At 62.1% G+C, this 22,562-nt stretch carries 20 protein-coding genes; 8 read left to right on the top strand and 12 right to left on the bottom strand.

Going from position 1 to position 22,562, the window contains the following annotated elements; genetic code table 11:
* Positions 1-111: 111 nt before the first annotated feature.
* From BLW21_RS01795 to BLW21_RS01750, 10 genes are all read right to left on the bottom strand, one after another.
* A complete protein-coding gene (locus tag BLW21_RS01795; protein ID WP_092737264.1) occupies positions 112-1,290 on the bottom strand; it encodes a sensor histidine kinase in 1,179 nt (392 codons plus the stop codon).
* A 72-nt stretch (positions 1,291-1,362) separates the two neighbouring features.
* Positions 1,363-2,253 carry a tetratricopeptide repeat protein gene (locus tag BLW21_RS01790; protein WP_175470815.1) on the bottom strand — a complete coding sequence of 297 codons (891 nt, stop codon included), beginning with the start codon at positions 2,251-2,253 and terminating at the stop codon, positions 1,363-1,365.
* A gap of 123 nt (positions 2,254-2,376) precedes the next feature.
* Positions 2,377-3,798: a dGTP triphosphohydrolase gene (gene dgt / locus BLW21_RS01785; RefSeq protein WP_092737260.1), complete on the bottom strand. Its 1,422-nt coding sequence runs from the start codon at positions 3,796-3,798 to the stop codon at positions 2,377-2,379.
* A gap of 115 nt (positions 3,799-3,913) precedes the next feature.
* Positions 3,914-4,606 carry a DUF1361 domain-containing protein gene (locus BLW21_RS01780; RefSeq protein ID WP_092737258.1) on the bottom strand — a complete coding sequence of 231 codons (693 nt, stop codon included), beginning with the start codon at positions 4,604-4,606 and terminating at the stop codon, positions 3,914-3,916.
* A 128-nt stretch (positions 4,607-4,734) separates the two neighbouring features.
* Positions 4,735-5,238, bottom strand: coding sequence for a hypothetical protein (locus BLW21_RS21015; RefSeq protein ID WP_139255047.1), 504 nt, complete (start codon positions 5,236-5,238; stop codon positions 4,735-4,737).
* Positions 5,239-5,496: 258 nt separating this feature from the next.
* Entirely contained in the window at positions 5,497-6,963 is a 1,467-nt protein-coding gene (locus BLW21_RS01770; RefSeq protein ID WP_092737254.1) for a TolC family protein, read from the bottom strand.
* An 82-nt stretch (positions 6,964-7,045) separates the two neighbouring features.
* Positions 7,046-8,437 carry an HlyD family secretion protein gene (locus BLW21_RS01765; RefSeq protein WP_092737252.1) on the bottom strand — a complete coding sequence of 464 codons (1,392 nt, stop codon included), beginning with the start codon at positions 8,435-8,437 and terminating at the stop codon, positions 7,046-7,048.
* A gap of 155 nt (positions 8,438-8,592) precedes the next feature.
* Complete coding sequence (locus BLW21_RS01760) at positions 8,593-10,308, bottom strand: peptidase domain-containing ABC transporter (protein WP_092737250.1); 1,716 nt, start codon at positions 10,306-10,308, stop codon at positions 8,593-8,595.
* Positions 10,309-10,364: 56 nt separating this feature from the next.
* Positions 10,365-11,039, bottom strand: a complete 675-nt coding sequence (locus BLW21_RS01755; RefSeq protein WP_092737248.1) for a TetR/AcrR family transcriptional regulator — start codon at positions 11,037-11,039, stop codon at positions 10,365-10,367.
* A 353-nt stretch (positions 11,040-11,392) separates the two neighbouring features.
* Positions 11,393-12,880, bottom strand: a complete 1,488-nt coding sequence (locus tag BLW21_RS01750; RefSeq protein WP_092737246.1) for an NADP-dependent isocitrate dehydrogenase — start codon at positions 12,878-12,880, stop codon at positions 11,393-11,395.
* A gap of 333 nt (positions 12,881-13,213) precedes the next feature.
* Here BLW21_RS01750 and BLW21_RS01745 point away from each other — a divergent pair, with 333 nt between their 5' ends.
* The 8 genes from BLW21_RS01745 (at position 13,214) to BLW21_RS01710 (ending at position 20,536) form a co-directional block, all read left to right on the top strand.
* Complete coding sequence (locus BLW21_RS01745; RefSeq protein ID WP_092737244.1) at positions 13,214-13,720, top strand: hypothetical protein; 507 nt, start codon at positions 13,214-13,216, stop codon at positions 13,718-13,720.
* 194 nt (positions 13,721-13,914) lie between these two features.
* Entirely contained in the window at positions 13,915-14,445 is a 531-nt protein-coding gene (locus tag BLW21_RS01740) for a hypothetical protein (protein ID WP_092737242.1), read from the top strand.
* Between the two features lie 123 nt (positions 14,446-14,568).
* The gene (locus tag BLW21_RS01735; RefSeq protein ID WP_092737240.1) at positions 14,569-14,883 is read left to right on the top strand and encodes a hypothetical protein; all 315 of its coding nucleotides are present in this window, start codon (positions 14,569-14,571) and stop codon (positions 14,881-14,883) included.
* Positions 14,884-15,016: 133 nt separating this feature from the next.
* A complete protein-coding gene (locus BLW21_RS01730) occupies positions 15,017-16,834 on the top strand; it encodes an ABC transporter substrate-binding protein (RefSeq protein ID WP_175470814.1) in 1,818 nt (605 codons plus the stop codon).
* A 95-nt stretch (positions 16,835-16,929) separates the two neighbouring features.
* The gene (hemL, locus tag BLW21_RS01725) at positions 16,930-18,264 is read left to right on the top strand and encodes a glutamate-1-semialdehyde 2,1-aminomutase (protein WP_092737236.1); all 1,335 of its coding nucleotides are present in this window, start codon (positions 16,930-16,932) and stop codon (positions 18,262-18,264) included.
* Between the two features lie 112 nt (positions 18,265-18,376).
* A complete protein-coding gene (locus BLW21_RS01720; RefSeq protein ID WP_092737234.1) occupies positions 18,377-19,264 on the top strand; it encodes a hypothetical protein in 888 nt (295 codons plus the stop codon).
* A 16-nt stretch (positions 19,265-19,280) separates the two neighbouring features.
* Complete coding sequence (dcd, locus tag BLW21_RS01715) at positions 19,281-19,817, top strand: dCTP deaminase (RefSeq protein WP_092737232.1); 537 nt, start codon at positions 19,281-19,283, stop codon at positions 19,815-19,817.
* A 212-nt stretch (positions 19,818-20,029) separates the two neighbouring features.
* Entirely contained in the window at positions 20,030-20,536 is a 507-nt protein-coding gene (locus BLW21_RS01710; RefSeq protein WP_092737230.1) for a hypothetical protein, read from the top strand.
* Positions 20,537-20,656: 120 nt separating this feature from the next.
* Here the strand turns inward: BLW21_RS01710 and gldC are convergent, their stop codons facing one another.
* Together gldC and dnaN are read right to left on the bottom strand one after the other, a co-directional pair.
* On the bottom strand, positions 20,657-20,995 hold the full coding sequence (gene gldC, locus BLW21_RS01705; RefSeq protein WP_092737228.1) for a gliding motility protein GldC: 339 nt from the start codon (positions 20,993-20,995) through the stop codon (positions 20,657-20,659).
* A 163-nt stretch (positions 20,996-21,158) separates the two neighbouring features.
* On the bottom strand, positions 21,159-22,283 hold the full coding sequence (gene dnaN / locus BLW21_RS01700; protein WP_092737226.1) for a DNA polymerase III subunit beta: 1,125 nt from the start codon (positions 22,281-22,283) through the stop codon (positions 21,159-21,161).
* Positions 22,284-22,562 lie beyond the last annotated feature (279 nt).

Below are 22,562 nucleotides of genomic sequence, written 5' to 3'. Positions count from 1 at the left end.
CCAGCATCGACAACTGGCTGGCGTGGCATTGGTTGGCCTTCGTCGTCCTGTTGTTGCGAAAAATCAACCCTAAACCGACTTCCTAAACAGCTTCAGCGATTGACAGTCCGTTTACCCCTCCCCCAGCGGTAGCGTGAGGGTGAATTCGGTGAACTGGCCTTCTTCCGATGCCACGGTGAGCGTGCCGCCGTGGCCTTTGGTAATGATGTCGTGGGCCAGCGAGAGGCCCAGGCCGGTGCCTTCGCCTACGGGTTTGGTGGTGAAGAAGGGCTGAAAGATGCGCTGCTGCACGGCGGGACTCATGCCGGTGCCGTTGTCGCGCACCTGCACCCGCACCTGGCCAGCCAGCAGCGTGGTGCTCACACGCAGCTCGGGCACGTAGCCGGGTCCCGCCAGCGCCACTTGGCCGGCCAGCGCGTAGAGGGCATTGGTGAACAGATTCAGCAGCACCCGCTCCATTTCGGGCACCAGCAGGGGCACCGAAGGCAGGCCCTCTCCCAGCACGGGGTGCAACACGCCGGCCGGCAGCAGCAGGGCGGAATCAGGGCGGCCTTCGTAGGCCAGGCGCAGCTGCCGGGCTACTAGGGCATTGAGGTCGGTGGGTTGCGGGGCGGCGGCGCCGGTACGGGCGTGGGCCAGCATGCTGCTGATAATGGATGAGGCTCGCTGCCCGTGCTGGCTGATTTCGTGCAGGTTGCGCCGCAGCCCGCTCATAATTTCCTGCCCCAGCTCGTCGGATTCAACCATGGGTGCGGCTGCTCCTACTGCCCCGGCCGTTTCCTGCTCCAGCAGCTCGTTGCTGACCAGGGCCAGCCGGTTCATGAAGTTGAGCGGGTTCTGCAGCTCGTGGGCAATACCGGCCGACAGCTCGCCCACGAAGGCCCACTTCTCGGCGGCCACCAGCTGGCGCTGCGTGGCCACCAGCTCGGCCTGCTGACGGCTTAGCTGCTCGTAGGCGCGCTTTTTCTGGCCGTAGTTGCGGCCCAGCACCACGCTCAGGCCCGTTATCAGCACCAGCCCCAGTCCCGATACGCCCAGCAGCCACTGTTGCTGCTGGTTTTGCTGGCGCACCATGACCGTCGCGCGCGTCAGCTCCCGGATTCGACCCTGTTGCTGCCGCAGCTCGAAGCCGTACTGCAGGGCGGCCGTGCGCCGAATCAGGGCGCGGCTGCTGAGGCTGTCGTCGTAGGCGGCATACAGGCGGTGGTAGCGGTAGGCGTCGGCGAAGCGGCCCAGCCGGGCGCTGGCCTCGGCCAGCACCCGGCTGCCGTCGCGGATGTCCTCTTTCACGCCCCGCTGCTGGCTGGCCCGCAGGCCGGGCCGGCCGTAATAAATGGCGCTGTCGGGGCGGCGCAGGCGCAGCTAGGCGCGGGCCATCACCAAATCAACCAGCGGCAGGTAGCCCACCACATCGAGGCGGCGCAGCTCGGCGCGGGCCTGGCGGGCGTAGCGCAGGGCCTCGGCCGGCCGGCCCTGGCGCTCGGCCATATCGGCAATGTACACTTCGAGCACCATGCGGCCGGGGTTGTCGCCGAGGCGGCGGGCCAGCGCGGCGCCCTCGGTGTAGTAGCGGCGGGCCTGGGTCCACTGGGCCTGGGCCTGGTACAGGTCGCCGAGGCCGCGCAGGCTCTGGGCCACGCCGCCTTCGTCGTGGGTTTGGCTGGCCAGCGTGCGGCTCTGCTCCAGGTAGGCCAGGGCCTGCCCGTACTCGCCCAGCTGGGTGCTGATGAAGCCCAGCTGCGCGTTCATCAGCACCAGCCACTTGTTGTTGCGCAGCTTTTCGGCCTGGGTGAGGCCCTGCTGAGCGCTGGCCAGGGCGCGGGCGTAGTTGCCCTGCCCGAAATAGATGTAGCCCAGGTTGTAGCCGACGCCAATCAGGTTAAGCGCGTCGTGCTGCTGGCGGAAAACGCGGGCGGCCTGCTGGGTGAAGGCCAGCGCCGGCGCGTACTCGTTGCGCTTGCGGTAGTAAAAGCCCAGGCCCAGCCAGGCCTGGGCCTGGCCCGAAGCGTAGCCCAAGCGGGTGGCCAGCGCGGCGGCCTCCTCGAAGCGGGCCCGCGACAGGCGCGGGTTGGAGGAGCGCAGCTCGAAGGCCAGCTGATTAAGCTGCTGCACGCGGATAGTATCGGCGGCGGCGGCCGGGGCCTGAGGGATAGAAGCCCGCAGCGGCGCCAACGGCAGCAGCAGCCCCAGCAACGTGAGCAGCAGTAGCAGCAGCGGCCGCCCCAGCCCCGGTTTTCGCAGAATCAATACCATATCGACCATATAAGGCCCCTAAGATATTGGCTGGCGGGTTAAGGCCCCGCCCCCCGGCTCCGGCAGCCGGCCGGGCCGGGGCCGGAAGTTCGTTTGGGTGGGCGCCGGAGCAGTTTTGGGCCGCTAGAAACCTTTGGGCAGGTCGATGCCGCGGATGGTGCGAAACAGGCCCAGCGCGTTCTGGTCGGTGAGGCCGCCAATGTAGTCGGTGAGCAGGATAATCTGCTCGTAGGCCCCAGCATCCTGCTGGAAGCCGGTGGCCCGGAACTGCTCGGGCAACAGCTGGCGCAGCTTGCGCGAGCGGGCACTGTCGTGGGGGTCGAAGGTGGCGGCCAGGAAGGCATCGAGCAGCCCGCCCAACACCTCGAAGCCGGCCGCCTCAATTTCGAGCACCGGCCGGCTCTGGTAGAGATGCTCCACGGTGAGGCGGTGCACCTCCTGCAACTGTTCCCAGCAGGCCAGCTGGCGCACCAACGGCTCGTCGAGGTGGCCGCGCAGCAGCTCGGGGGCGCGGTCGGCGAAGCGGCGGGCGGTTTGCTGCACGAGCTGGTTGATGAGGCGGGCGCGCAGGTAGCCCAGCTCCTCGCGCCAGTCGCGCCACTCCACCGAGCCGCGGCGGGTAGGCGCGTCGCCCAGCATATCACGCAGCAGCGCCAGCCCTTTATCGCACGGAATCAGGCCCAGTTTCAGGCCGTCTTCGAAGTCGATGATGCGGTAACAGATGTCGTCGGCGGCTTCGACCAGGAAAGCCAGCGGGTGGCGGTGGTAGAAGCCGGCGGCTTCCGAACCGGCCGGCTTGGGCAGCAGCCCCAGCTCGCGGGCCACCTCCTCAAACCGCACGGATTCGGTCTGGAAGTAACCGTATTTCTTCTCGCTGGTGCTCTGCGTGAGGGCCTGCTCGGGCACTACCGAGGGGCGCGGGTATTTGCTGAACGCGCCCAGCGTGGCATACGTGAGGCCCAGCCCGGCCGAGCCGCTGCTGTGGGCGGCGTAGGTATGGGTGAGCACCCGGAAGCCGGCCGCGTTGCCCTCGAAATGCTGCAAATCGGCGCGCTGGGCTTCGCTGAGCATGCGCACAAACGGCTCGGCGGCGCTGCTGCGAAAGTAGGCCGAAATGGCGTCTTCGCCCGAGTGGCCGAAGGGCGGGTTGCCGATGTCGTGAGCCAGGCAGGCGGCGGCCACAATGTCGCCGAAATCGGAATCGAGATGGGGTAGCTCGTCGGCCAGGCCCTCGGTTTCTTCGAGCAGCAGCCGGCCCCCGAGGCGGCCGAGCGAGCGGCCCACGCAGGCCGTTTCGAGCGAGTGCGTGAGGCGGGTATGCACGAAATCGGTTTCGGGCAGGGGCATGACCTGGGTTTTGCGCTGCAGCCGCCGGAACGCCGAACTGAACACCACCCGGTCGTAGTCGGCCACGAAGGCCCCGCGCACCGGCGCGGCCTCCGTAACGACGTGCAGCTGCGGCTGCTCGGGGTAGCGGCGGCGGCTCAGCAGCTGGCCCCAGCGCATAGAGGGGGCGTTTTCGTCGGGAGGCGTAAGGTGGAGCATGGCAGGAGCTTTAAGCTACAAGCCGCAAGCTACAAGCTGACGTTCAAACATCAGCCAAGACTTTTAAGCGGCAAGCTGAAGGTAGAACATCAGCTTGCCGCTTGCGGCTTGTAGCTCACTCTTCCCCCTTCTCTTCCACCCTGCCCAGCAGCCGCACGGTGGCGTAGCCGAGCAGCAGAAACAGGCCGTAGAGCAGCGTAACGCCCCAGGTGCCGGGGTAGGCGCGCGGGTGCAGCAGGCGGGTGAGGATGTCGTAGAACAGGCTGACGGGGTTGCTGAGCACGTCCCAGCTGTTGAAGCGCAGATAGCGGCCCAGGTAAATGCCGAAGCTGCTCAGCAGCAGCGCCAGCGCGGCAAAGCCCCAGCCGGTCAGCGTGCCCAGCCGCCGCGTTACGAGCTGCTGCATGTCCAGCAGCGAGGCGTAGGCCAGCATCAGGCCGTTCCAGGCGCAGCTCAGAATGAGGGCCAGATCGTACCAGTAGGGCACGCCGGGGCGCGGGTGCAGGTGAAACAGGTCGGTGAGGATGTAGGGTGCGTTGGGGAAGAACAGCAGCCAGGCGGCGCCCACCGGCAACAGCACCCGGGCCCGCAGCCGTCCGGCGGCCAGCCCCAGCATGGTGCTCAGCCCAAACGGCACCAGGGCCAGAAACAGGTTCCAGAGCAGAAACACGAAGGTAAGCTGGCGCGTGAGCAGCACCCGGCCGGTAATCAGAGCCACGCTCAGGGCCAGCGACAGGCCCAGCACCAGCAGCAGATTCAGGCGCTGCCGCAGCTGGGCCTGTGAAAACGTGCTAACCGACATCGACATGCCCGCAAATACGGAAATTTTGGCGGGCAGTACGATTACGAAAGCAACGACTTCTCAGGCGGCCGTGCGAATCTTCCGTTTCATACTGCCGCCTGAGAAGTCAACTGTTGCGGCCTATTCATAATTGTTTATTTCCAGGCAATGGGCACGTTTTCAAACTGTACCATTACCTCCCGTCCGGGTTGACTATCTGAATATACCGGACAGGCAAACAGCACTAAGCTCTGTGTAGTCGGCAATACTTTGGGAATGGTTATGCGGGTTTTCACCGGCACGTTGGTCGGCAGCGCGTTCCGGTCGTTACCAGAGCCAATGTGTATGTCGTAGGTTTTATATTCTTCCCCGCTCGCATCAATACCCTTCGCAGAGGCAAACTGCAAGTCCCGAGTGGGCGCCATATTACGTAACAGTAATTCAACAGTCACGGTTTGGGCTTTGCGGTTCCCCTCGCACTTCACCAGGCTAAATTCCACTCTCTCCACCGTCTCCTTACCAATAGTGGCTAAACTTACTCCCGTTGAGACTGCGGGAGTGGCCCTACCTGGAGCAAGCGTACTACCTGCCGTAGCCACCGCCAACTTCTTACGCAAAAAAGAATTTTCAGCTTTCAGACGAGAAACTTCTGATTTCATAAACTCGCAATCGGTTGTCTGGGCCAACGCTGCTGTCGGAACGGCTAAGCTTATACACAAGGATAAGAGGAATGCTGATTTCATAGGACAGAATGGGGTAGAAAGATTGGACTGGCATGAATACGCTAATTCGTGAGCAAAGTCAGACAAGTGCCCAAAATTCAGCAGCCAAATTCAGCTGTCCCGCAAGATAAACTACCCTTGGGCGAACCGTGACGGAGTAAAAAGACGCCTAGGCAATAAGATAGTTAGGTCAGGCTACTGCTCCTCCACGATGCCGCCGGCGGCCCAGCGCAACGTGGCCTGGGTCTGGGCGTACTTGGCCTGCAGCTCGGCCAGCTTCTGGCTGGCTTCCAGCAGCTTGGCATCGCGCGAGTTGAGCAGGAACACCGAGCTTTCGCCGTTTTCGAAGCGAATTTGCTCCCCATCGCGCAGGCGCTGGGCGTTGGCTACGACTTGCTGCTGCAGGGCCAGCTGCTCGCGCAGGGCGGCCCAGCTGTTGGCCACGGTCAGCACCCCGGTTTCGATTTCGCGGGTGTCCTGCTGCAGCGCCAGCTCGGTGTCCTGCTGCTTGAGGCGGTTGAGCTGCAGCTTGGCCCGCTCCTGGCGCAGCAGCAGCGGGTAGGCGAAGCTCACGCCCAGCTTGTAGTTATTCTGCAGGTAGCTGCCGCTCAGGCTGGCGGCCTTTTCGGGGGCGAAAGGCTGGCCAGCTTGTAGCAGGTTGTAATCGAGGTTGAGCTTGGGCAGCAGCTTGTTGCGTAGCAGCCGGTTCTCGACGGAAAGCTGCAGCAGCTTGGCGCGGCTCTTCTGCAGCTCCGGATGAATCTGCTGGGCCAGGGCCGTGAGAGCGGCCACCGAATCGGGGGGCAGCGTGCGCCAGTCGGCGGGGCCGGGCAGCAGCTGGGGGCGGGCGGTAGGCGGCAGGTTCAGGGGCTGCTGCTGCTCGTTCCAGAGGTAGTTGCTCAGCAGCAGCGTGGCGTTCCGGAACTCCATCTGGGCCTGGCTCAGCTCGGCCTGGCGCTTCTGCAGCTCGCCCAGCGCCTCCACCGAATCGATGGCGGCTAGGTCGCCAAAAATCACGCGCTGGCGCACGGCCCGGAAGCGCACGTCGCCCAGCACCAGGTTCCGGCGGTTCAGCTCCAGCTGGCGGTAGCGCAGCGTCCAGTCCCAGTAGTCTTTGGCGGCCTGCAGCAGCAGCTTGTTGAGGGCCCCGCGGCGCTCGGCTTCGGCCAGGCCCTGCAGCGCCTGGGCCTGGCGCACGGCGGCGCGGCGCTCATCTATCAGCAGGCCCTGGGCCAGCGGCACCGACAGGCCCAGATAGCTCAGGCCACCCGGAGCGGTAAAGTTTTCGGGGTTGATGTACTGGCCGGTGCCCCGCTCGTAGCCGGCCTTCACCTCGAAACCGTACCAGACCGGCACCCGCAGCTGGCTGTCCCAGTCGTGGAAATACTCCTGACCCTTGAGCGTTTTGCCGTAGTATTTGCTGGTGGCGGTGGGGTCGAACAGGCCGCGGGCGTAGCGCACTTCCTGGCGCGCGCGCTCGGGCAGCAGCCCCGCCTGCCGGGCCACGGGGTGGCGCAGGGCCACGTAGCCCAGCAGGTCGGCCAGCCCAAACACCCGCCCCGAATCAGGGGCCAGCCCCGGCGCAGCTAGTGGCACCTGCGCCCGGGCCGGTAAGGCGGGCAGCAACGCCAGCAAAAAGAAAAGAAGTGCTCGGAAAATCATGGATGTTTGGTTAGCGCTGCAAGCCGCCAGCGACCAGTAGTTGAACGTACTTGGAGCTGGCCGCTGGTAGCTGGCCGCTCTATTAATACGCGTCTTCTTCGGCCGCCGACTTATCCGCTTTCTTTTCAGACTTACCCTTGCCCGACTGATCAGTAGGCGAGCCGACGAAATCGGGCGGGAAGCCGTTGAGCTGCCGCCAGAGCTCGTACCAGATGGGCACGTTATCGAGCAGGGCCCAGCCGTAGACGCCGGAGCCCACGCGCAGCAGCTGGGGCCAGGCCTCCAGCTCGGGGTCGGGCGTTACCAGCACCCGGTACTGGCCCTGCGAGTCGATGTTGTCGATGACGGCCACCCGGCCGCCGAAGGTGCCGAAGCTCGTGCCGGGCCAGCCGCTGAACACCAGCGCCGGCCAACCATCGAACTGCAGGCGCACCTTGCGGCCCACGCTCAGCAGCGGAATGTCCATGGGCTGCACGTACAGCTCGGCGGCCAGCTCGGGCGCGATGGGCATTACGGTAAGCACCGCCTCGCCCTCCTTTACTATTTCGCCGATGCCCTGTTTGAGCGCCCGCACCACGTAGCCGTCCTGCGGAGCCCGGATGGCGTAATAGCCCGCCCGGATGCTGAGGTTGGCCAGCTCGTTGCGCAGCTTGGAAATCTGGCCCTCCGAGTCGAACTGATAGGCCACGGCCGAGCGGCGGTCCGACTCCGACTTGGCCAGCTTGTCCTGGTATTCGGCCTGCAGCGACGAGAGCTCCAGCTGCGAGTTGGTGAGCTCCTGGCGCGAGGCCCCGAGCTTGTTCTGCGACTCCTGCAGCTTGGCGCGCGACTCCTGGAACTTGAGGCGGCGCTGCTCCACCTCGGTCAGGCTCTTGAGGCCCTGGCGGTAGAGCTCCTCCTGACGGTCGAGCTGGCGCTGGGCAATAGCAAAGTCGTTTTCAGCGGCCCGCAGTCCGGCCTCCTCCGAGCTCACCTTCAGGCGGGTCTGGGCCACCTTGTTGCGGGCCTTATCGAGGCTGACGGCCAGCCCCGACCGCAGGGCGTCCTGTTGGTCGCCGAGGGCCACGGTTTTGCCCTCGTTCTGCTCCAGGGCCGAAATTTTAGCCGCCAGCTGCTCACGGGTACGCTCCAGCAGCTGAGGGTCGAAGTACTTATCCTTGATTTCACTGATTTCGACCAGCGTATCGCCCTTCTTCACCCGCTGGCCCTCGCGGATGCGCCAGCCGGCAATGCGCCCGGCAATGGTGCTGGGTACGTCCTGGGGCCGGTCCTGGGGGCGCAACGTGGTCAGGCGGCCCGTCGAGCGGATGTTCTGGGTCCAGGGCAGAAAGCCGGCCCCGATAGCCAGCACGCCCAGGGCGGCCAGCCAGCGGGCCAGCACCCGCCCCGTGCGTGGCGTCTGCACGCGCCGAAACGAGCGGAAACTGGCCGTCAGCGGGTTGGTTTCTTCCAGGGGATGTTCGGCGAAGGGCATTTTTTTCTGATGTGAAGAAGGTGGTTGAACGTGCGGAATGGGAGCGGTTGGTGGTGGTGAGCGGTTGGAGCGGCCGTGTCAGGTTTCAACTGCGGCTGCGCCTTCGCGGACGCCAGATACGCCTGACGCGGCCTGCTTACCGTCCTTAACTCTCATCACCCCATCAGCTTCGATACCGTTTCGTAGTCGCCCTCGGCTACCAGGCGGCCCTCGTTTAACAGAGCCAGGCGGTGGCAGAGGCGGAGCGAGTCGGGCTCGTGGCTGGCCAGCAGCACGGTCCAGGGTTGGTTGGGGGCCAGCAGGCGGCTCAGAATGCGGTGGCGCTCGGCCTGCTCCACGCTCAGCAACGGGTTATCGAGCAGCAGCAGGCGGGGCCGGCTAACCAGCGCCCGGGCCAGCAGCAGCTTTTGGCGGGCACTGTCGGAAAAGGGCGTCCCCACGCCGATAAGCGTGTTCAGCCCCTGCGGGCGGGCGTACAGCTCGTCGCGCATGCCCACCAGCTCCAGGGCCCAGGCCACGTCTTCGGGACCAATGCCGGGCTGTTCGAGGGTCAGGTTTTGCAGCAGACTACCCTCGAACAGGCCCTGGTGCGACATATTGTCGGCCAGCTCGCCGCTCAGGCAAGCCGGCGAGATGTCGCGCAACGGCAGGCCGTCGTAGGCTACCACGCCGGAGTAGTCGGCCAGCAGGCCGGCCAGCACGCTTAGCAGCGTGCTTTTGCCCGAGCCATCGTGGCCGCTCAGGCCCAGGCGCTGGCCGGGAGCGATGGTCAGCGACACGTCTTCGAGAGTGGGGGTTGGGTTGGCCGGGTAGCGGTAGCTCAGTTCGCGCAACTCTACGCCCAGGCCCAGCGCCGAACTGGCCTGGGGCAGCGTGAGCGTACCGGTGGATACGGGCAGCATCGGCAAGTCGAGCACGTGGCCGATTTTGTCGAGCGAAGTCAGCGCGTCGTACACCACATCCAGCTTGAGCACCACTTTCTCCATGGCCGTAATAATGAGGATAATCACGATTTCGGCGGCCACAAACTGCCCGATATTAAGCTGCTTACTGATCAGCAGCCAGCACCCGATAATGAGCAGGGCGGCCGTGATAAGGCTTTTAAAGGCCACAAAGCCCCAGAACTGGGTGACGAGCACCCGGAAGTGGCTTTCGCGGGCCGAGAGGTAGCCGCCCACCAGTTCGTCGGTGCGGCCCAGCGAAAGCTGCTGGCGCGGAACGGGCCGGAAGGTGTTCACCGTGCGGGCCACATCTTCGAGCCAGGCCACCACCCGGTACTTGTACTTCGACTCAACCAAACTGCTGTCGAGCCCGCCGGGGGCAGTGAAGCGAATGAGCAAGGCCAGCAGCCCCAGCAGCAGCAGGCCGAACACGATGAAGATGGGGTGGTAAAAGGAGAGCAGAATTAGGCCGAACAGGATTTGCAGCGCCGCCGCTGAAAATTCAACCAGCAGCGTCGAAAGGCCTTTTTGCAGGGTGGGCACGTCGAGCAGCCGGTTCATCAGCTCGGGCAGATACTGGCCGTCGAGGGCTTCAGTGCGGACCCGAGGCAGGCGCACGGCAAAATCGAAGCTGATGCGCGCAAACAGCCGCCGCTGCACAAACTCGACCAAATAAAGCTGCATTACCTGCAGCGCCCCTACCCCAAGCGTGCCCAGCACAATAAAGCTGATAAGCACCACCAGCGAGGTGCTCACGTCGCCGCTGCTCACGAAGCCGATAACCGACTGCACGCCCAGCGGCAGCGTCAGGCTGATGAGGCCGGCCAGGCCGGCGTAAATATAGAGGTAGGTGATGTCGCGCCGCTCGGCGTGCAGCAGGTTGAAGAGGCGCTGCACAGGGGTGAGCGAAGAAGCGGCAGGTTCAGGCATGGGGCAGAAAATCGGATTAACGCAGTGGAAAGGCAGGTCGGCACGCGCGGGCCGGCTTAGCGCAACGCCCCAAAGGCCAGGCTTTCGAGGAAACGGTACAGATCCTGTTCCTGGCTGTCGGGGTTTTGGGCATCGGTGAGCCCGGGCAAATGCCGGGCGAAAAAGTGCTGCTTGCGGGCGGCCTCCACCAGGGTGCTTACCAGCGCCCGCGGGAAGGGGTAAGCCGGGGCCAGCTCCGTTACCACGGCGGCCACCTCGGCTACCAGGCGCTTGTATTCGCGGAACAGGCCGGCCTGGTTGTCCTCATCCACATCGTGGGTGAGGTAGACTTTGGAGGCTTCGTTGACTACGATGCGGTAGAGGGCCGCCTCGTCGAGCGGGGTAGTGCTGGGGTCGTCGTGGTGGGCGCGGGTGAAGATGCCCAGAATCAGGCGCAGGCGTTGGGCGGCATCGGGCACGTTGTGGGTATGGAAGCGGATCTGGTAGCGCAGCCAGGCCCAGTACCACGACACCAGGTACACCAGCAGCCGGTGCTTGTTTTCGAAGTAGCGATAGAGCGAGGCCTCGGTCGATTCCATGCGCAGAGCCAACTTCTTAAAGGTGAACTGCTCCAGCCCGATTTCATCAATCAGCTTCACGCTCTCGGCCACAAGCCGGCGGCCCAGCACCGTGTCCTGGGGGTCGCGTAAGTATAGTCGCTCGTTTAGGTCGATGCGCAGTAGTGGGTTCATAGGTAGCGTCAATGGAGACAGAAAGGTAGCACTATACTTATCGATAGTATTACTAACCGGTTGGGGGCCGTATTGTCTTGCCTGGGCTCCATCCAGCGGTTTGTCTCTTCGCTGACACCTGCTGCAAAGGTACCCCGGTCGGACCGCCGCAGGCTTAAGACGGCATTAAATGGAGCTTAAATTTCGATTAAAACACGCTGGCGGATTCATCCTCATGGCTTCCCTTATACATGCGCGCCTCGCCCCCCGGTTCCTCGCCAAAAAAGCAGAGAGACCGAGGGGCGAGGCGCACTGCCAGGTCGAACCTCGCATTCAGCAGCACATATTCAGCAGCACATTAAAAAGCCAAGGGGTTATTCTCCCTGGCCCAGCGAGAAGGCGCGCTGGCCATCCATGAGGTAGAGGTTTTCGGTTTTGATAACCATGATACCGGCTTCGGTCAGGCGGCGCTGCAAATCGAGTACCTGCCCGAACTGCACCGGCGTGTAGCCCACCTGCGTGGCCGTGGCCACCGTGGCGTTGGCGGCCACGAAACGGCAGCGCCAGTGGTCGGTGCAGAACGTTTCGTCGTGACCGTCGGGGTACACCTTCACGCCGCGGTTGGTGATGATTTTCAGTTTCATCTCGGGTCCCGCCAATTGGGCCAGCTGTTCGCCCAGCTCGTTGGGCTTGAAGCCGCTCCAGCACACAAACAAATCGGAGCCCACCAATTGCTGCTCCACCACGGGGCGCTTGTAGTCTGCTACGGGCTTGGCAGGCGTCGCGGCTAGCACCGCCTCTCCGGTTTTAAAGGGCACCAGCTGCTTTGGCGCCCGGCCCAAACGCTCAATCACGGCATCGGCAAAGTCTTGGGTACCCGCTTTGGTAGTACTGGTTTCAGCGCGATAAATATCGGCCGTATGAATGCCGTCTTCGAGGGCGCAGAGCCAGGCGTTGTGTACGCGGGCGGCCACCTCGTTCTGGCCCAAGTGCACGAGCATGAGCACGGCCGCCTGCAGCAACCCCGAGGGGTTGGCAATACCCCGCCCGGCAATATCAGGGGCCGAGCCATGGATGGCTTCGAACAGCGCCCCATGGTCGCCGATGTTCGACGAGCCGGCCAGACCCACCGAGCCAGCCAGCTGGGCCACTACGTCGGAAATAATGTCACCGTACAGGTTCAGCGTCACTATCACATCGTAGCGCTCGGGCGTGTCGGCCAGCCGGGCCGTACCAATGTCAATAATCTGGTGGTCCTGCCCCAGGTCATGGTACTCCTGCCCTATCTCCATGAACACCCGGTGAAACAGCCCGTCAGTGAGCTTCATGATGTTGTCCTTGGTCATGCACGTAACGTGCTTGCGGCCGTGGCGGCGGGCATACTCGAAGGCGTAGCGCACGATTTTCTCGCAGCCCGGCCGGCTCACCAGCTTCAGGCACTGCACCACTTCGGGCGTTTGCTGGTGCTCGATGCCGGCGTACAGGTCCTCCTCATTCTCGCGCACAATCACGATGTCGAGGTCGGGGTGGCGGGTGAACACGGCCGGGTAGAGCGAGCGGGTGGGCCGCACGTTGGCGTACAGCCCCAGGGTTTTGCGCAGCGTAACGTTCAGGCTCTTGTAGCCGCCGCCGAGTGGCGTGGTGATGGGTGCCTTCAGTAGCACGCCGGTGCGCCGTAGCGAGTCCCAGGCTTCCGGCCCGATGCCCGAGGCATGGCCCGCCAGGTACACCTGCTCGCCCACCTCGATAAACTTGGGCGCTATGGCCGCACCCGCCGCTTCGAGTATCCGCAGCGTCTGGGTCATGATTTCGGGGCCGATACCGTCGCCGACGGCTACTGTAACAGGTGCTTTGGTAGACATAGTAAGTAAGTTGGGAGAGGGAACGCCGGCTAGGTTCTTACCCAACCGCTTCGCAAATCTAACCATACTTTTTCTTATAATAGCTTTACTATCAAATATAAAAGCATAATTTTAATTATCAATATTCTGTATATCAACACTATGAATAAGAAATATGGCGCCATTTTACCTCTTACTCCTTTTTATCAGCTGTAATGAAGCAACTATATTCTGAGTTTATTGTATAGTAGTAAAACTAACTATGATATCAGTAATACTATTAAAACAACATTAAGATGGCCCCCTTTCCTTGATTCGGCCGCTCCTTCCCTTTCTTCTTTTTTTCCTCTGGCCATGCGCTGCTTCCTGCTTTTCTTACTGCTGATGACGGGCCTGGGCGGCCAGCGGCCGGCCCAGGCCCAGGAACTGGAAACCATTCAGAGCCGCAAGCTCCAGCTCAAGTTCCGGGTGCCGGCCGACTGGCGGGTGGAGCGCCTGCGCACCGATTCGCTCTACGTGATGCACTATACCAGCCCCGACCAGCAGGTGCAGTTCTGGGTGGGGGAACTGCGCGGGATCCATGCCACGCTGCCCCCGTCCAAGGCCCTGCAACGGCTGCTCAATCACCTCGGAGCCACCGAGCATGAAGAGCACCCGGCCACATCGGCCGGTGGCCTCACCTTTCTGGAAAGCACCGGTACGGCCCGCCTGCGGGGCCGCCAGCAGCGTTATGTGGCCCGCGTGGCCGACAACCAGGGCCACCTACTGCTGGTGTACCTCTATGCTACGCCCAAAGACTTCGGGGCTCGGGCCCCGCTGCTCGACCAGGTACTCAACAGCCTAGCGCCCTTGCCCCGCTAACTACCAGATAAGCCACCTACCGTAAAGCCAACTACCTTTTCAGCTTGCCTTTAGGACCGGAGACTGGCCGGTTTTCGTAATCTATTTGTCAGCTAAAGTGCGATAATCGGCACTAAGGGCCTTACCGGGGTATTTTTCCACTACTTTCCCCTTTCCCAATGACATCCTTTTCGCGTCTGTTACTTCTGCTGTTAATGTTGGCGGGCCTTGTGGTCGGGCCGCTGGCCGCCCAATCATCCGCGCCGCCGGTAGTGGGCGCCTCGGCGGGCATGTCGTTCGAGCGGGTAGTTCTGCCCAAATACGAGCTGGAATACCAGGTGCCCTCCACTTGGAAAATCACCCAGCATAACCTCGATTCGACCTTGATAACAGCCTACGTCAGCCCCGACCAAAATATGGTGCTCTACATCGGCAAGCTGCGCGGTGGGGCCGACGACCTTACGCCCGGCCAGGCGCTGTACCAGCTCACCGAGCAGTTCGGCGTGCCCGTTAACAAGCAGTACGCAACAGCCTACAACGGCCTTAATTTCCTGGAAACCACCGGCACGGGCCAGATGGACGGCCGCATACTGCGCTACGATGCGCTGGCCGCCCACCACCGGGGGCATGTGGTGCTTATCTACCTGCTGGCCACACCCGACGCCTTCCTCACCCATGAGCCGTTGATTCAGGAAATTCTGCACAGCTTGGCCCCCTTCCCGGAACTAAAAAAGCGTCGGCGCTAACAGGCTTCTGGCAGAACAGCGGTGAACCGTTTGCCGCAATGGTTTGCTGCCGCGGCTGATTTAAATCCCAGTGCGAAGAGCCGTTTCGCACCATGGCATGTCTCATTTATCCCACTCCCACCCATGATCGTTCTTAACCTGCTCACCCTCAGCCCAGACCGTGCGAAGCGCGTAACCCATCTGATGCTTACCGAGCATCTGGCCACCGATGTTTTTGTGGACGAAGCCATTGCTAACCACTACCTCACGCCCGAGGGCACAGTGGCCGAAGAGCCGCTTTACCGGGTGATTTTCATTACGAAAGCCTTGCTCTACCGCCGCATCGAGGAACTGCTGGAGCAGCATTTTCCGGCTAACGACTTCCGCGTGTACGCCACCCTCGTTACGCAGGTCAACGAAACCGAGGCCGAGCGGATACGGCAGCTGCACAAAGCGTAGAGCTGCCCGCCGCCACCAGCGCGGTCTGCCCGGCAAAGGCATGCAACCCGGCGCTGGTTGCGTACCTTTGCCGGGCAGACCGCGCTGGTGGCGGTTCTGTAGTTTTTCTGCTTTTCCCCTGGCTTTTCGGTCTATGAGGTTATCTGCCTTCCTGCCCACGGTGCTACTTTGCGCCGGTCTGGCGGCTGCCCCGGCGTTGCGGGCCCAGTCGCCGCGGCCGGCGGCCAAACCGGCTGGCCCGGCTGCCTCCGCCCCATCGTCGGCGCGGGCCAAGCCGGTAGCCGCATCGGCTACCCTGCCACCACCGCCCGCCGGCCTGGGCTCGCCCGATCAGGATTTACGCTACAAAAACGGGAAGATTCTGGTGGAGCAGGGGCGCTACGCGCTGGCCATGCAGGAGCTGGAGCCGCTAACGGTACCGGCCGCTAAGTTTGCGCGGGCTCCCGAGGCAGCCTACCTCTACGCCGTGGCGGCCAGTCGGGCCAAAAAGTGGGCCGAGGCCGAGCAGATGCTCAACCTGTTGCGCAACCGTTATCCTACCTGGCCCGGCCTGCCCGAAGCCTTTTTTCTGCAGGGCCAAATCTCGTTCGAGCAACGGGATTACGCCAATGCCCTGGCCGTGCTCAATAGCCTGCCAGCCGACGCCCTAACCATCGAGCGGGCCAACATGGAGGCCGCCTACCTGCCGCGCATCAGCGAAAAGGCCGTATTCCAGGGCTTGGTGAAAGACTTTCCGCAGGATGCGCCCCTGGGCCGGGCCTACGCCGACAAGCTGATAAGCGGCGGCTGGTACACGCCCGCCGACCAGCCCCAGCTCGACCAGCTCATCAGCCGCTTTAAGCTCGACCGCAACGCCTACGCGCCCCGCCTCGGTGGCACGAAAAAGAATAGCTACAACATCGGGGTGCTGCTGCCCTTCGAGTTCAACGATATGAGCTGGGAGAAGCGCCGCCGCAACCAGTTCGTAACCGACCTATACGCCGGCCTGCGCCTGGCCCAGGATTCGCTGCAGCGGGCCGGCCGCCCGGTGCAGTTATTTGCCTACGATACCGGCGCCGACACCGTGCAGCTTAAGCAAGTGCTGACGCTGCCCGAGCTGGCGGGGATGGACCTGCTCATCGGCCCCGTTTATAAGTCGGGCTCCAAGCTACTGGCCCAGTACGCGCAACAGCACCAGATTGCAGTGGTAAATCCGCTTTCGCAGGATGGCAGCCTGGTGACCGACAACGCCTGGCACTACCTGTTTGAGCCCGGCACCGCCACCCAGGCCCGGCAGGCGGCCCAGTTCGCCTACACCCGCCTTGGCGGCCCGCGCACGGCCGTAGTTCTCTACGAAGACACCAACGACGAAACTGCCTTCGGCCTGGCTTACAAGCAGGCCTACGAGGCGCTGGGCGGCAAAGTGCTCCAGTTGCGCCGCATCAAGTCCGACGATGAAACTTCGCTGGCCGCTGGCTTCGGAGGCATTGATCTGAAGACCATCGGCCACCTCGTGGTGGCTTCGGATAACCCCAAGGCCGGCGTGTTTACGCTCTCGGCGTTGCGGGTGCAGAGCGCCAGGCCGCCGCTCATCACCTACGCTTCCTGGCTCGATAACAACCGGCTTTCCCTCGACCAACTCGATTCGCGCGACATCTACTTCATCCACCCTAAGTTCCTCGACCGCAACAATGCCGGGATGCGACGGGTGCGCCAGCTCTACACCCAGCAGCTTAACCTACCGCCCTCGGTATTTGCTTACACGGGCTTCGAGCTGCTCTACTACTTCGGCAGCCAGCTGCATCAGTACGGCCCCGCGTTTCAGCAGTCGTTGGCCGGCAGCGGGCCGGTGTCGGGCGCCGTGTTCCAGGGCATCGGCTACCCCGACGGCGCCCACGACAACCAGTACGTACCCATTACCAAGCTCGAACGCCTCGAAGTAGAAGTGCTAAACCCGGTGGGCTTCCGGTAGGTTGTTTAGCGGCGGGTGTTGATTGGTTCGCTACCCGCCACTCCAGTTTCAGCCGGAACAGCCTGGCTTTTATTCGTTTTCTTACCCTGCTTCTCATGTCTTCTCCCGACTCCGTCCTCCATCCTACGCCTACGCTCAACCTCGCTACTTCCGATACCCTTTTCACCCGCGCCCAGCACCACATTCCGGGGGGCGTAAACTCGCCGGTACGGGCCTTCCGGGCCGTGGGCGGGCACCCTGTGTTTATGCAGTCGGCCAAGGGCGCCTGGCTGACGGACGTGGATGGTAATAAGTACCTCGACTTCATCAACTCCTGGGGCCCGATGATTCTGGGCCACGCCCCCGACCTCGTGGTAGACGCCGTGCGGGCCGCGGCCGGCGACTCGCTCTCGTTTGGCGCGCCTACCCGCCGCGAGGTGGAAATGGCCGAGCTGATCAAAAAAATGGTGCCCAGCATCGAGAAGGTGCGGCTGGTGAACTCGGGCACCGAGGCCACGATGTCGGCCATCCGGGTGGCACGGGGCCACACGGGGCGCGACAAAATTATCAAGTTCGAGGGCTGCTACCACGGCCACGGCGACTCGTTTCTGATTGCCGCCGGCTCGGGGGCCCTCACGCTGGGCGCGCCCGACTCGCCCGGCGTTACCCAGGGCGTGGCCCTGGATACGCTCACGGCCCCCTACAACGACCTGGAAGCCACCGAGCGGCTGATTCTGGCCAACGAGGGCCAGGTAGCCGCCCTGATTCTGGAGCCGGTAGTGGGCAATATGGGCCTGGTAATACCGGCCGAGGGCTACCTGCAGGGCCTGCGCGAGCTATGCACCCGCCACGGCATCGTGCTCATTTTTGATGAGGTGATGACCGGCTTCCGCCTCGCCCGCGGCGGCGCCCAGGAGCTGTTTGGCGTCACGCCCGACCTGACCACGCTGGGCAAAATCATTGGGGGTGGCATGCCCGTAGGCGCCTACGGTGGCCGCCAGGATATTATGGACAACGTGGCCCCAGCCGGCAAGGTGTACCAGGCGGGCACGCTCTCGGGCAACCCCATTGCCACCGCCGCCGGCATTGCCCAACTCACCTACCTGCACGAGCACCCCGAACTATACACCGAGCTGGACCGCATCACGGCCCGCCTCGCCGACGGCACCCGCCAGATTTGCGCCGATTTAGGCCTGAATTACACCGTCAACCGCGTGGGCTCGATGTTCAGTGTCTTCTTCACCGACCAGCCCGTAACCAATCTCGACGACGCTAAGACGTCCGACACCGAAGCATTCGGCCGTTACTTCCGGGCCATGCTGAACCGCGGCATCTACCTGGCCCCAGCCCTCTACGAAGCCCTGTTCGTGAGCATCTCCATAACCGATGAACTAGTAGACCGCTACCTGACTGCCTGCCGCGAATCGATGGTGGAGGCGCATGGACTGTAATCTTTACTGATTAACGGTTAGTGATTAATGCTTAATGACATTCACAATTAATTATTAATCACTAACCGTTAATCATTAAACCCCGACCTTTGCGCGGACCAACCGCCTACTCATGCCCCGATTTCGCCCGCTGCCGCTGCTTTTATTGTTGCTGGGGCTCGTGCTGCCGCTGCTCGTAGCGGCCCAGACTACTACCGGGCCGGCCGCGGCCAACAAGCGTCTGTTCGACCGCACCGTTGATGAGCTCAACTTCCGGACCATGGAAACGGTGTACGATAAGTCGTTCACCCGTGCCAAGTACCCGGTAAGCCTACGCTCGCCCAAGGCCCGGGCCGAGTTCAGCAATTACTTTGGCCGGGCCGACCTGCAGCAGCTGTTTCGCAACTACAATGGGGTGTCGGAGCGGTTTAAGGGCCAGTTTGGCAAGGGCCGCACCGATTTACTGGAGTTCGAAAAGCAGCTTAATAGTACGCTGGTCGACCGCAACTTCGAGTTCTTTATCCGGGTGCTCCCGCGTGATGAGCGGGTGGCCCTTGTGCGGACCCTGCAGCGCGTCATCAAGCAGAGTGCGGCCCAGTTCAACGCCTCCCAGGACCCCGCCCCCGACGAGGTAGCCGCCGACGGAGCCGCCGTGCCCCCGGCCGCCGATGGCGTGGCCCCCGCCACGCTAAGCGGCCCGGCCACCGTAGCCGAAGACCCGCAGCCCCAACCCGAAGCCGACCTGGCCTCCTCCCCTGCCTACGCCGGCCCCCGCTCCCTCGACGTGCCCGCCCGCCACGACTGGATGGACTACCTGAACCTGATGCTGCTCAGCGGCTCGTTTTTGCTACTGCTTTACTTGGTTCTCAGCGTAGTACCCGCCCTGCAGCAGCGTCTCGACGCGGTTGCGCCTCCATCCTACCCCGATTCCGACGACGAAACTGAACCTCTGCCCCAACGGCCGCGCCGCACCACCTCCCGCGCCCTGCCCGAAGACCGCTACGAGGAAGAGGATAACTAATTAGTAACCCAAAAAGATGATTCTTTCTGACCAGCAGATTCTCGCCGAAATAGAGCGAGGCACCATCGTGATTGAGCCCTACGAGCGCAACTGCCTTGGCACCAACTCCTACGACGTGCACCTGGGTCGCTACCTGGCTACCTACCGCGACGCGGTACTCGATGCCCGCAAGCACAACGAAATCGACGTGTTCGAAATCCCGGCCGAGGGCTTTGTGCTGCAGCCTGGCACGCTGTACTTGGGCGTAACGGAGGAGTACACCGAAACCCACGCCCACGTGCCTTTTCTGGAGGGCAAGAGCAGCGTCGGCCGTCTCGGCATCGACATCCACGCCACCGCCGGCAAGGGCGATATTGGCTTCTGCAATACCTGGACGCTGGAAATCAGCGTATCGATGCCCGTGCGCATTTACCACGGCATGCCGGTGGGCCAGCTCATCTACTTCACGGTGGAGGGTGAGGTGGAAAACCTCTACAATAGCAAGCCCAACGCCAAGTACAACCAGCGCACGATAAAGCCCGTCGAGTCGATGATGTGGAAGAACGCCTTCTAGGAGGCTCGGCGACCTAATACCTATGCAGCCCGTGGGGCGGCCCCGGCCGCTTCACGGGCTGCATAGCTTTTTAACGGGCCCGGTGTCGCTATAGCGCCACAATTAAACTACCTGGCATTATTTTTCGTTAGCACATGGCAAGCCCCAGCCTAACCGCTGGCTGGCAACCAAGGATTTGGCTCCGCTCATTTTGTTCACGCTATTCTTTACCGATGAAAAAGATACTTGCCCTCGCCTCCGCTCTACTCCTGACTTCATTCGGTGCTTTTGCCCAGCAGCGAACTTTACTGGTTACCAAGCAGGATAAAACCAAGCCCTCGCCCCGCCTCAACCCCGTGCAGCAACACGCCCAGGATCTGTCGTACCAGATGACCCGCGACCTGCGCCTCAACGGCTACCAGAAGAGCCGTGTTCAGGCCATTAACGAGGAGAAGCAGTCCCGCATCGTGGCCATTATTCTGAAGAACGAAGGCAACGATAAACTCATCAAGGAACAGTGCGATGTGGTATGTCGCGAGCGGGACAAAGAACTGCAAACCGTACTCAGCACCGACCAGTATAGCAACTATTACGGCTCGCGCCGCGAGTACAATGCCTTCAGCACGAGCTACAATAGCCAGACCACCAACGACGCCTTCGTGAAGTCGGTGAAAGATCCGGCTCCGGTCAGCAGCAAAGGAGCCACCATCGGCCCCGCCACGGCTATCAAAGCTAAGTAGCACCGGTAAGCGCAGCACCAAAAAGCCCCGCCAGCACTATGCTGGTGGGGCTTTTTGGTGCTGCGCTTACCGAAGTTATCTGCTCTCGCGCCGTTGTGGTGCCAGGAAAGGAATAACAGGCTATTTCTGCTGGCGCTGCTCTTCCTCGATATGGTCCATCAGCTGGCGGCACAACTCACGCATTTTGGTGGCCATAAACGAATCGTTGGTGGCCGTGAGCACGCTCTCGGCCATCGCCCCAATGGTATCCACATAGAAGTGCTTCATCTCATCGACGGGCATATCCTTGGTCCAGAGGTCGATTTTCATCGTGCCGGCCTCATCCCGGTCCCAGAGTGAGATGTTGATGGCCTTGGCAAAGTGGATATCGGGCCCCGCATCGGTGGCCGACCAGCTGATGGCCTCGGGCACTTTCTGGTCGTCGAGGGCAATGCTAAAACGGATTTCAGACTTCTTCATGAGAAAAGGTAAAGAAAGAACGTCATGCCTCATCTGGCGTCCGCTTGCCGAAGCATCGCTACCGCTTTGTATGCCACTAATTAGCACTGCGGTAGAGATGCTTCGGCAAGCGGACGCCAGATGAGGCATGACGTTCTGAGTTGATTATTTAGAGAAACCGGCCTTAAACGTAGTTGTTGAGCATTACCGGCATCACCAGCATCAGGATGCTCTCGTGGTCGTCGGGGGTGGTGGGCATGAGCAGGCCGGCGCGGTTGGGCGTGCTCAGCTCCAGCGTGATTTCCTCGGAGTCAATGTTGCTCAGCATTTCCTGCAGGAACTTGGCGTTGAAGCCGATTTCCATGTCTTCGCCGTCGTACTGGCAGGCCAGCTTTTCGTTGGCTTCGTTGCTGAAATCGAGGTCTTCGGCCGACACCGTGAGCTCGGAGCCCGCGAGACGCAGGCGCACTTGGTGAGTAGTTTTGTTCGAGTAGATGCTGATGCGCTTCACCGAATTGAGCAACTCCTGGCGGCTGATGATGAGCTTGTTGGGGTTGCTGACCGGAATCACGTTCTCGTAGTCGGGGTAGCGCTCATCAATCAGGCGGCACACGAGGCGCATCTGGTTGAAGCTGAAGTAGGCGTTGGAGGCGTTGAACTCCATGCGCACCGGCGTAGCCTCGGAGGGCAGCGCGCCCTTGAGCAGGTTGAAGGCTTTGCGCGGAACGATGATGTTGCTGGTCTGGCCCGCACCCACGTCGGAGCGGCGGTAGCGCAGCAGGCGGTGGCCGTCGGTAGCTACGAAGGTTACCTGATTGTCGGCCAGTTGCACCAGAATGCCGGTCATGGCCGGGCGCAGCTCATCGGTGCTGACGGCGAAGATGGTTTTGTTGATGGCCCGGCTCAGCGACGAGGAAGGCATTTCGACCGGAGCCGTGCCCTTTACCACCGGTACGCGGGGGAAATCGGTGGCATTTTCGCCGGCCAGCTTGTAGCGGCCGTTGCTGCTGGCAATTTCGATGCTGTAAGTTTCCTCGTCCAGCGTGAAGGTGACGGGCTGGTCGGGCAGGTTTTTGAGTGTATCGAGCAGGATGCGGGCCGGGGCGGCAATGCGGCCGCTTTCGCGGGCTTCCACGGGCAGCTCGGTCATCATGCTCGTCTCCAGGTCGGAGGCCGTAATCGTCAGCTTACCGTCCTCAATTTCGAAGAGAAAGTTCTCCAGAATGGGCACCACGGGGTTGTTCGTAACCACGCCGTTGATGCTCTGGAGCTGCTTGAGCAGGGCGGAAGACGAGACGATGAACTTCATAGGAGGAGTTGGGTTGGGTGCAGTTTTTACAATGAACAAAGATAGGCAACGCGAGCGGGGTTTTCTAACAGTGTCAAGTCTACTCTTGTGTCGTCTCAGTAATTCAATAGCTCAGCCTATTGCAAATCGCAACCAATGCACGTATAGTGCTTATTGTCAAATACATGTATAAATCATTACTCTATCATTAATTACTCTATCAACAATCTAATAGCAAAAAAACTAAGCTTAAAAGCATAAGTAAAAGGTATAGTATTCATTACCTTGTCGTGGACAAGT

The organism is Hymenobacter psychrophilus, from assembly GCF_900107135.1.
Lineage (GTDB): Bacteria > Bacteroidota > Bacteroidia > Cytophagales > Hymenobacteraceae > Hymenobacter > Hymenobacter psychrophilus.
The sequence above is the reverse complement of the archived record's forward strand: the minus strand, read 5'-3'. Positions and strand labels throughout refer to the sequence as shown.

Coding starts and splice junctions, on each gene's coding strand:
- BLW21_RS01790 (WP_175470815.1), bottom strand. CDS start 2,253: ATGGTATTGATTCTGCGAAAACCGGGGCTGGGGCGGCCGCTGCTGCTA.
- dgt (WP_092737260.1), bottom strand. CDS start 3,798: ATGCTCCACCTTACGCCTCCCGACGAAAACGCCCCCTCTATGCGCTGG.
- BLW21_RS01780 (WP_092737258.1), bottom strand. CDS start 4,606: ATGTCGATGTCGGTTAGCACGTTTTCACAGGCCCAGCTGCGGCAGCGC.
- BLW21_RS21015 (WP_139255047.1), bottom strand. CDS start 5,238: ATGAAATCAGAAGTTTCTCGTCTGAAAGCTGAAAATTCTTTTTTGCGT.
- BLW21_RS01770 (WP_092737254.1), bottom strand. CDS start 6,963: ATGATTTTCCGAGCACTTCTTTTCTTTTTGCTGGCGTTGCTGCCCGCC.
- BLW21_RS01765 (WP_092737252.1), bottom strand. CDS start 8,437: ATGCCCTTCGCCGAACATCCCCTGGAAGAAACCAACCCGCTGACGGCC.
- BLW21_RS01760 (WP_092737250.1), bottom strand. CDS start 10,308: ATGCCTGAACCTGCCGCTTCTTCGCTCACCCCTGTGCAGCGCCTCTTC.
- BLW21_RS01755 (WP_092737248.1), bottom strand. CDS start 11,039: ATGAACCCACTACTGCGCATCGACCTAAACGAGCGACTATACTTACGC.
- BLW21_RS01750 (WP_092737246.1), bottom strand. CDS start 12,880: ATGTCTACCAAAGCACCTGTTACAGTAGCCGTCGGCGACGGTATCGGC.
- BLW21_RS01745 (WP_092737244.1), top strand. CDS start 13,214: ATGCGCTGCTTCCTGCTTTTCTTACTGCTGATGACGGGCCTGGGCGGC.
- BLW21_RS01740 (WP_092737242.1), top strand. CDS start 13,915: ATGTTGGCGGGCCTTGTGGTCGGGCCGCTGGCCGCCCAATCATCCGCG.
- BLW21_RS01735 (WP_092737240.1), top strand. CDS start 14,569: ATGATCGTTCTTAACCTGCTCACCCTCAGCCCAGACCGTGCGAAGCGC.
- BLW21_RS01730 (WP_175470814.1), top strand. CDS start 15,017: ATGAGGTTATCTGCCTTCCTGCCCACGGTGCTACTTTGCGCCGGTCTG.
- hemL (WP_092737236.1), top strand. CDS start 16,930: ATGTCTTCTCCCGACTCCGTCCTCCATCCTACGCCTACGCTCAACCTC.
- BLW21_RS01720 (WP_092737234.1), top strand. CDS start 18,377: ATGCCCCGATTTCGCCCGCTGCCGCTGCTTTTATTGTTGCTGGGGCTC.
- dcd (WP_092737232.1), top strand. CDS start 19,281: ATGATTCTTTCTGACCAGCAGATTCTCGCCGAAATAGAGCGAGGCACC.
- BLW21_RS01710 (WP_092737230.1), top strand. CDS start 20,030: ATGAAAAAGATACTTGCCCTCGCCTCCGCTCTACTCCTGACTTCATTC.
- gldC (WP_092737228.1), bottom strand. CDS start 20,995: ATGAAGAAGTCTGAAATCCGTTTTAGCATTGCCCTCGACGACCAGAAA.
- dnaN (WP_092737226.1), bottom strand. CDS start 22,283: ATGAAGTTCATCGTCTCGTCTTCCGCCCTGCTCAAGCAGCTCCAGAGC.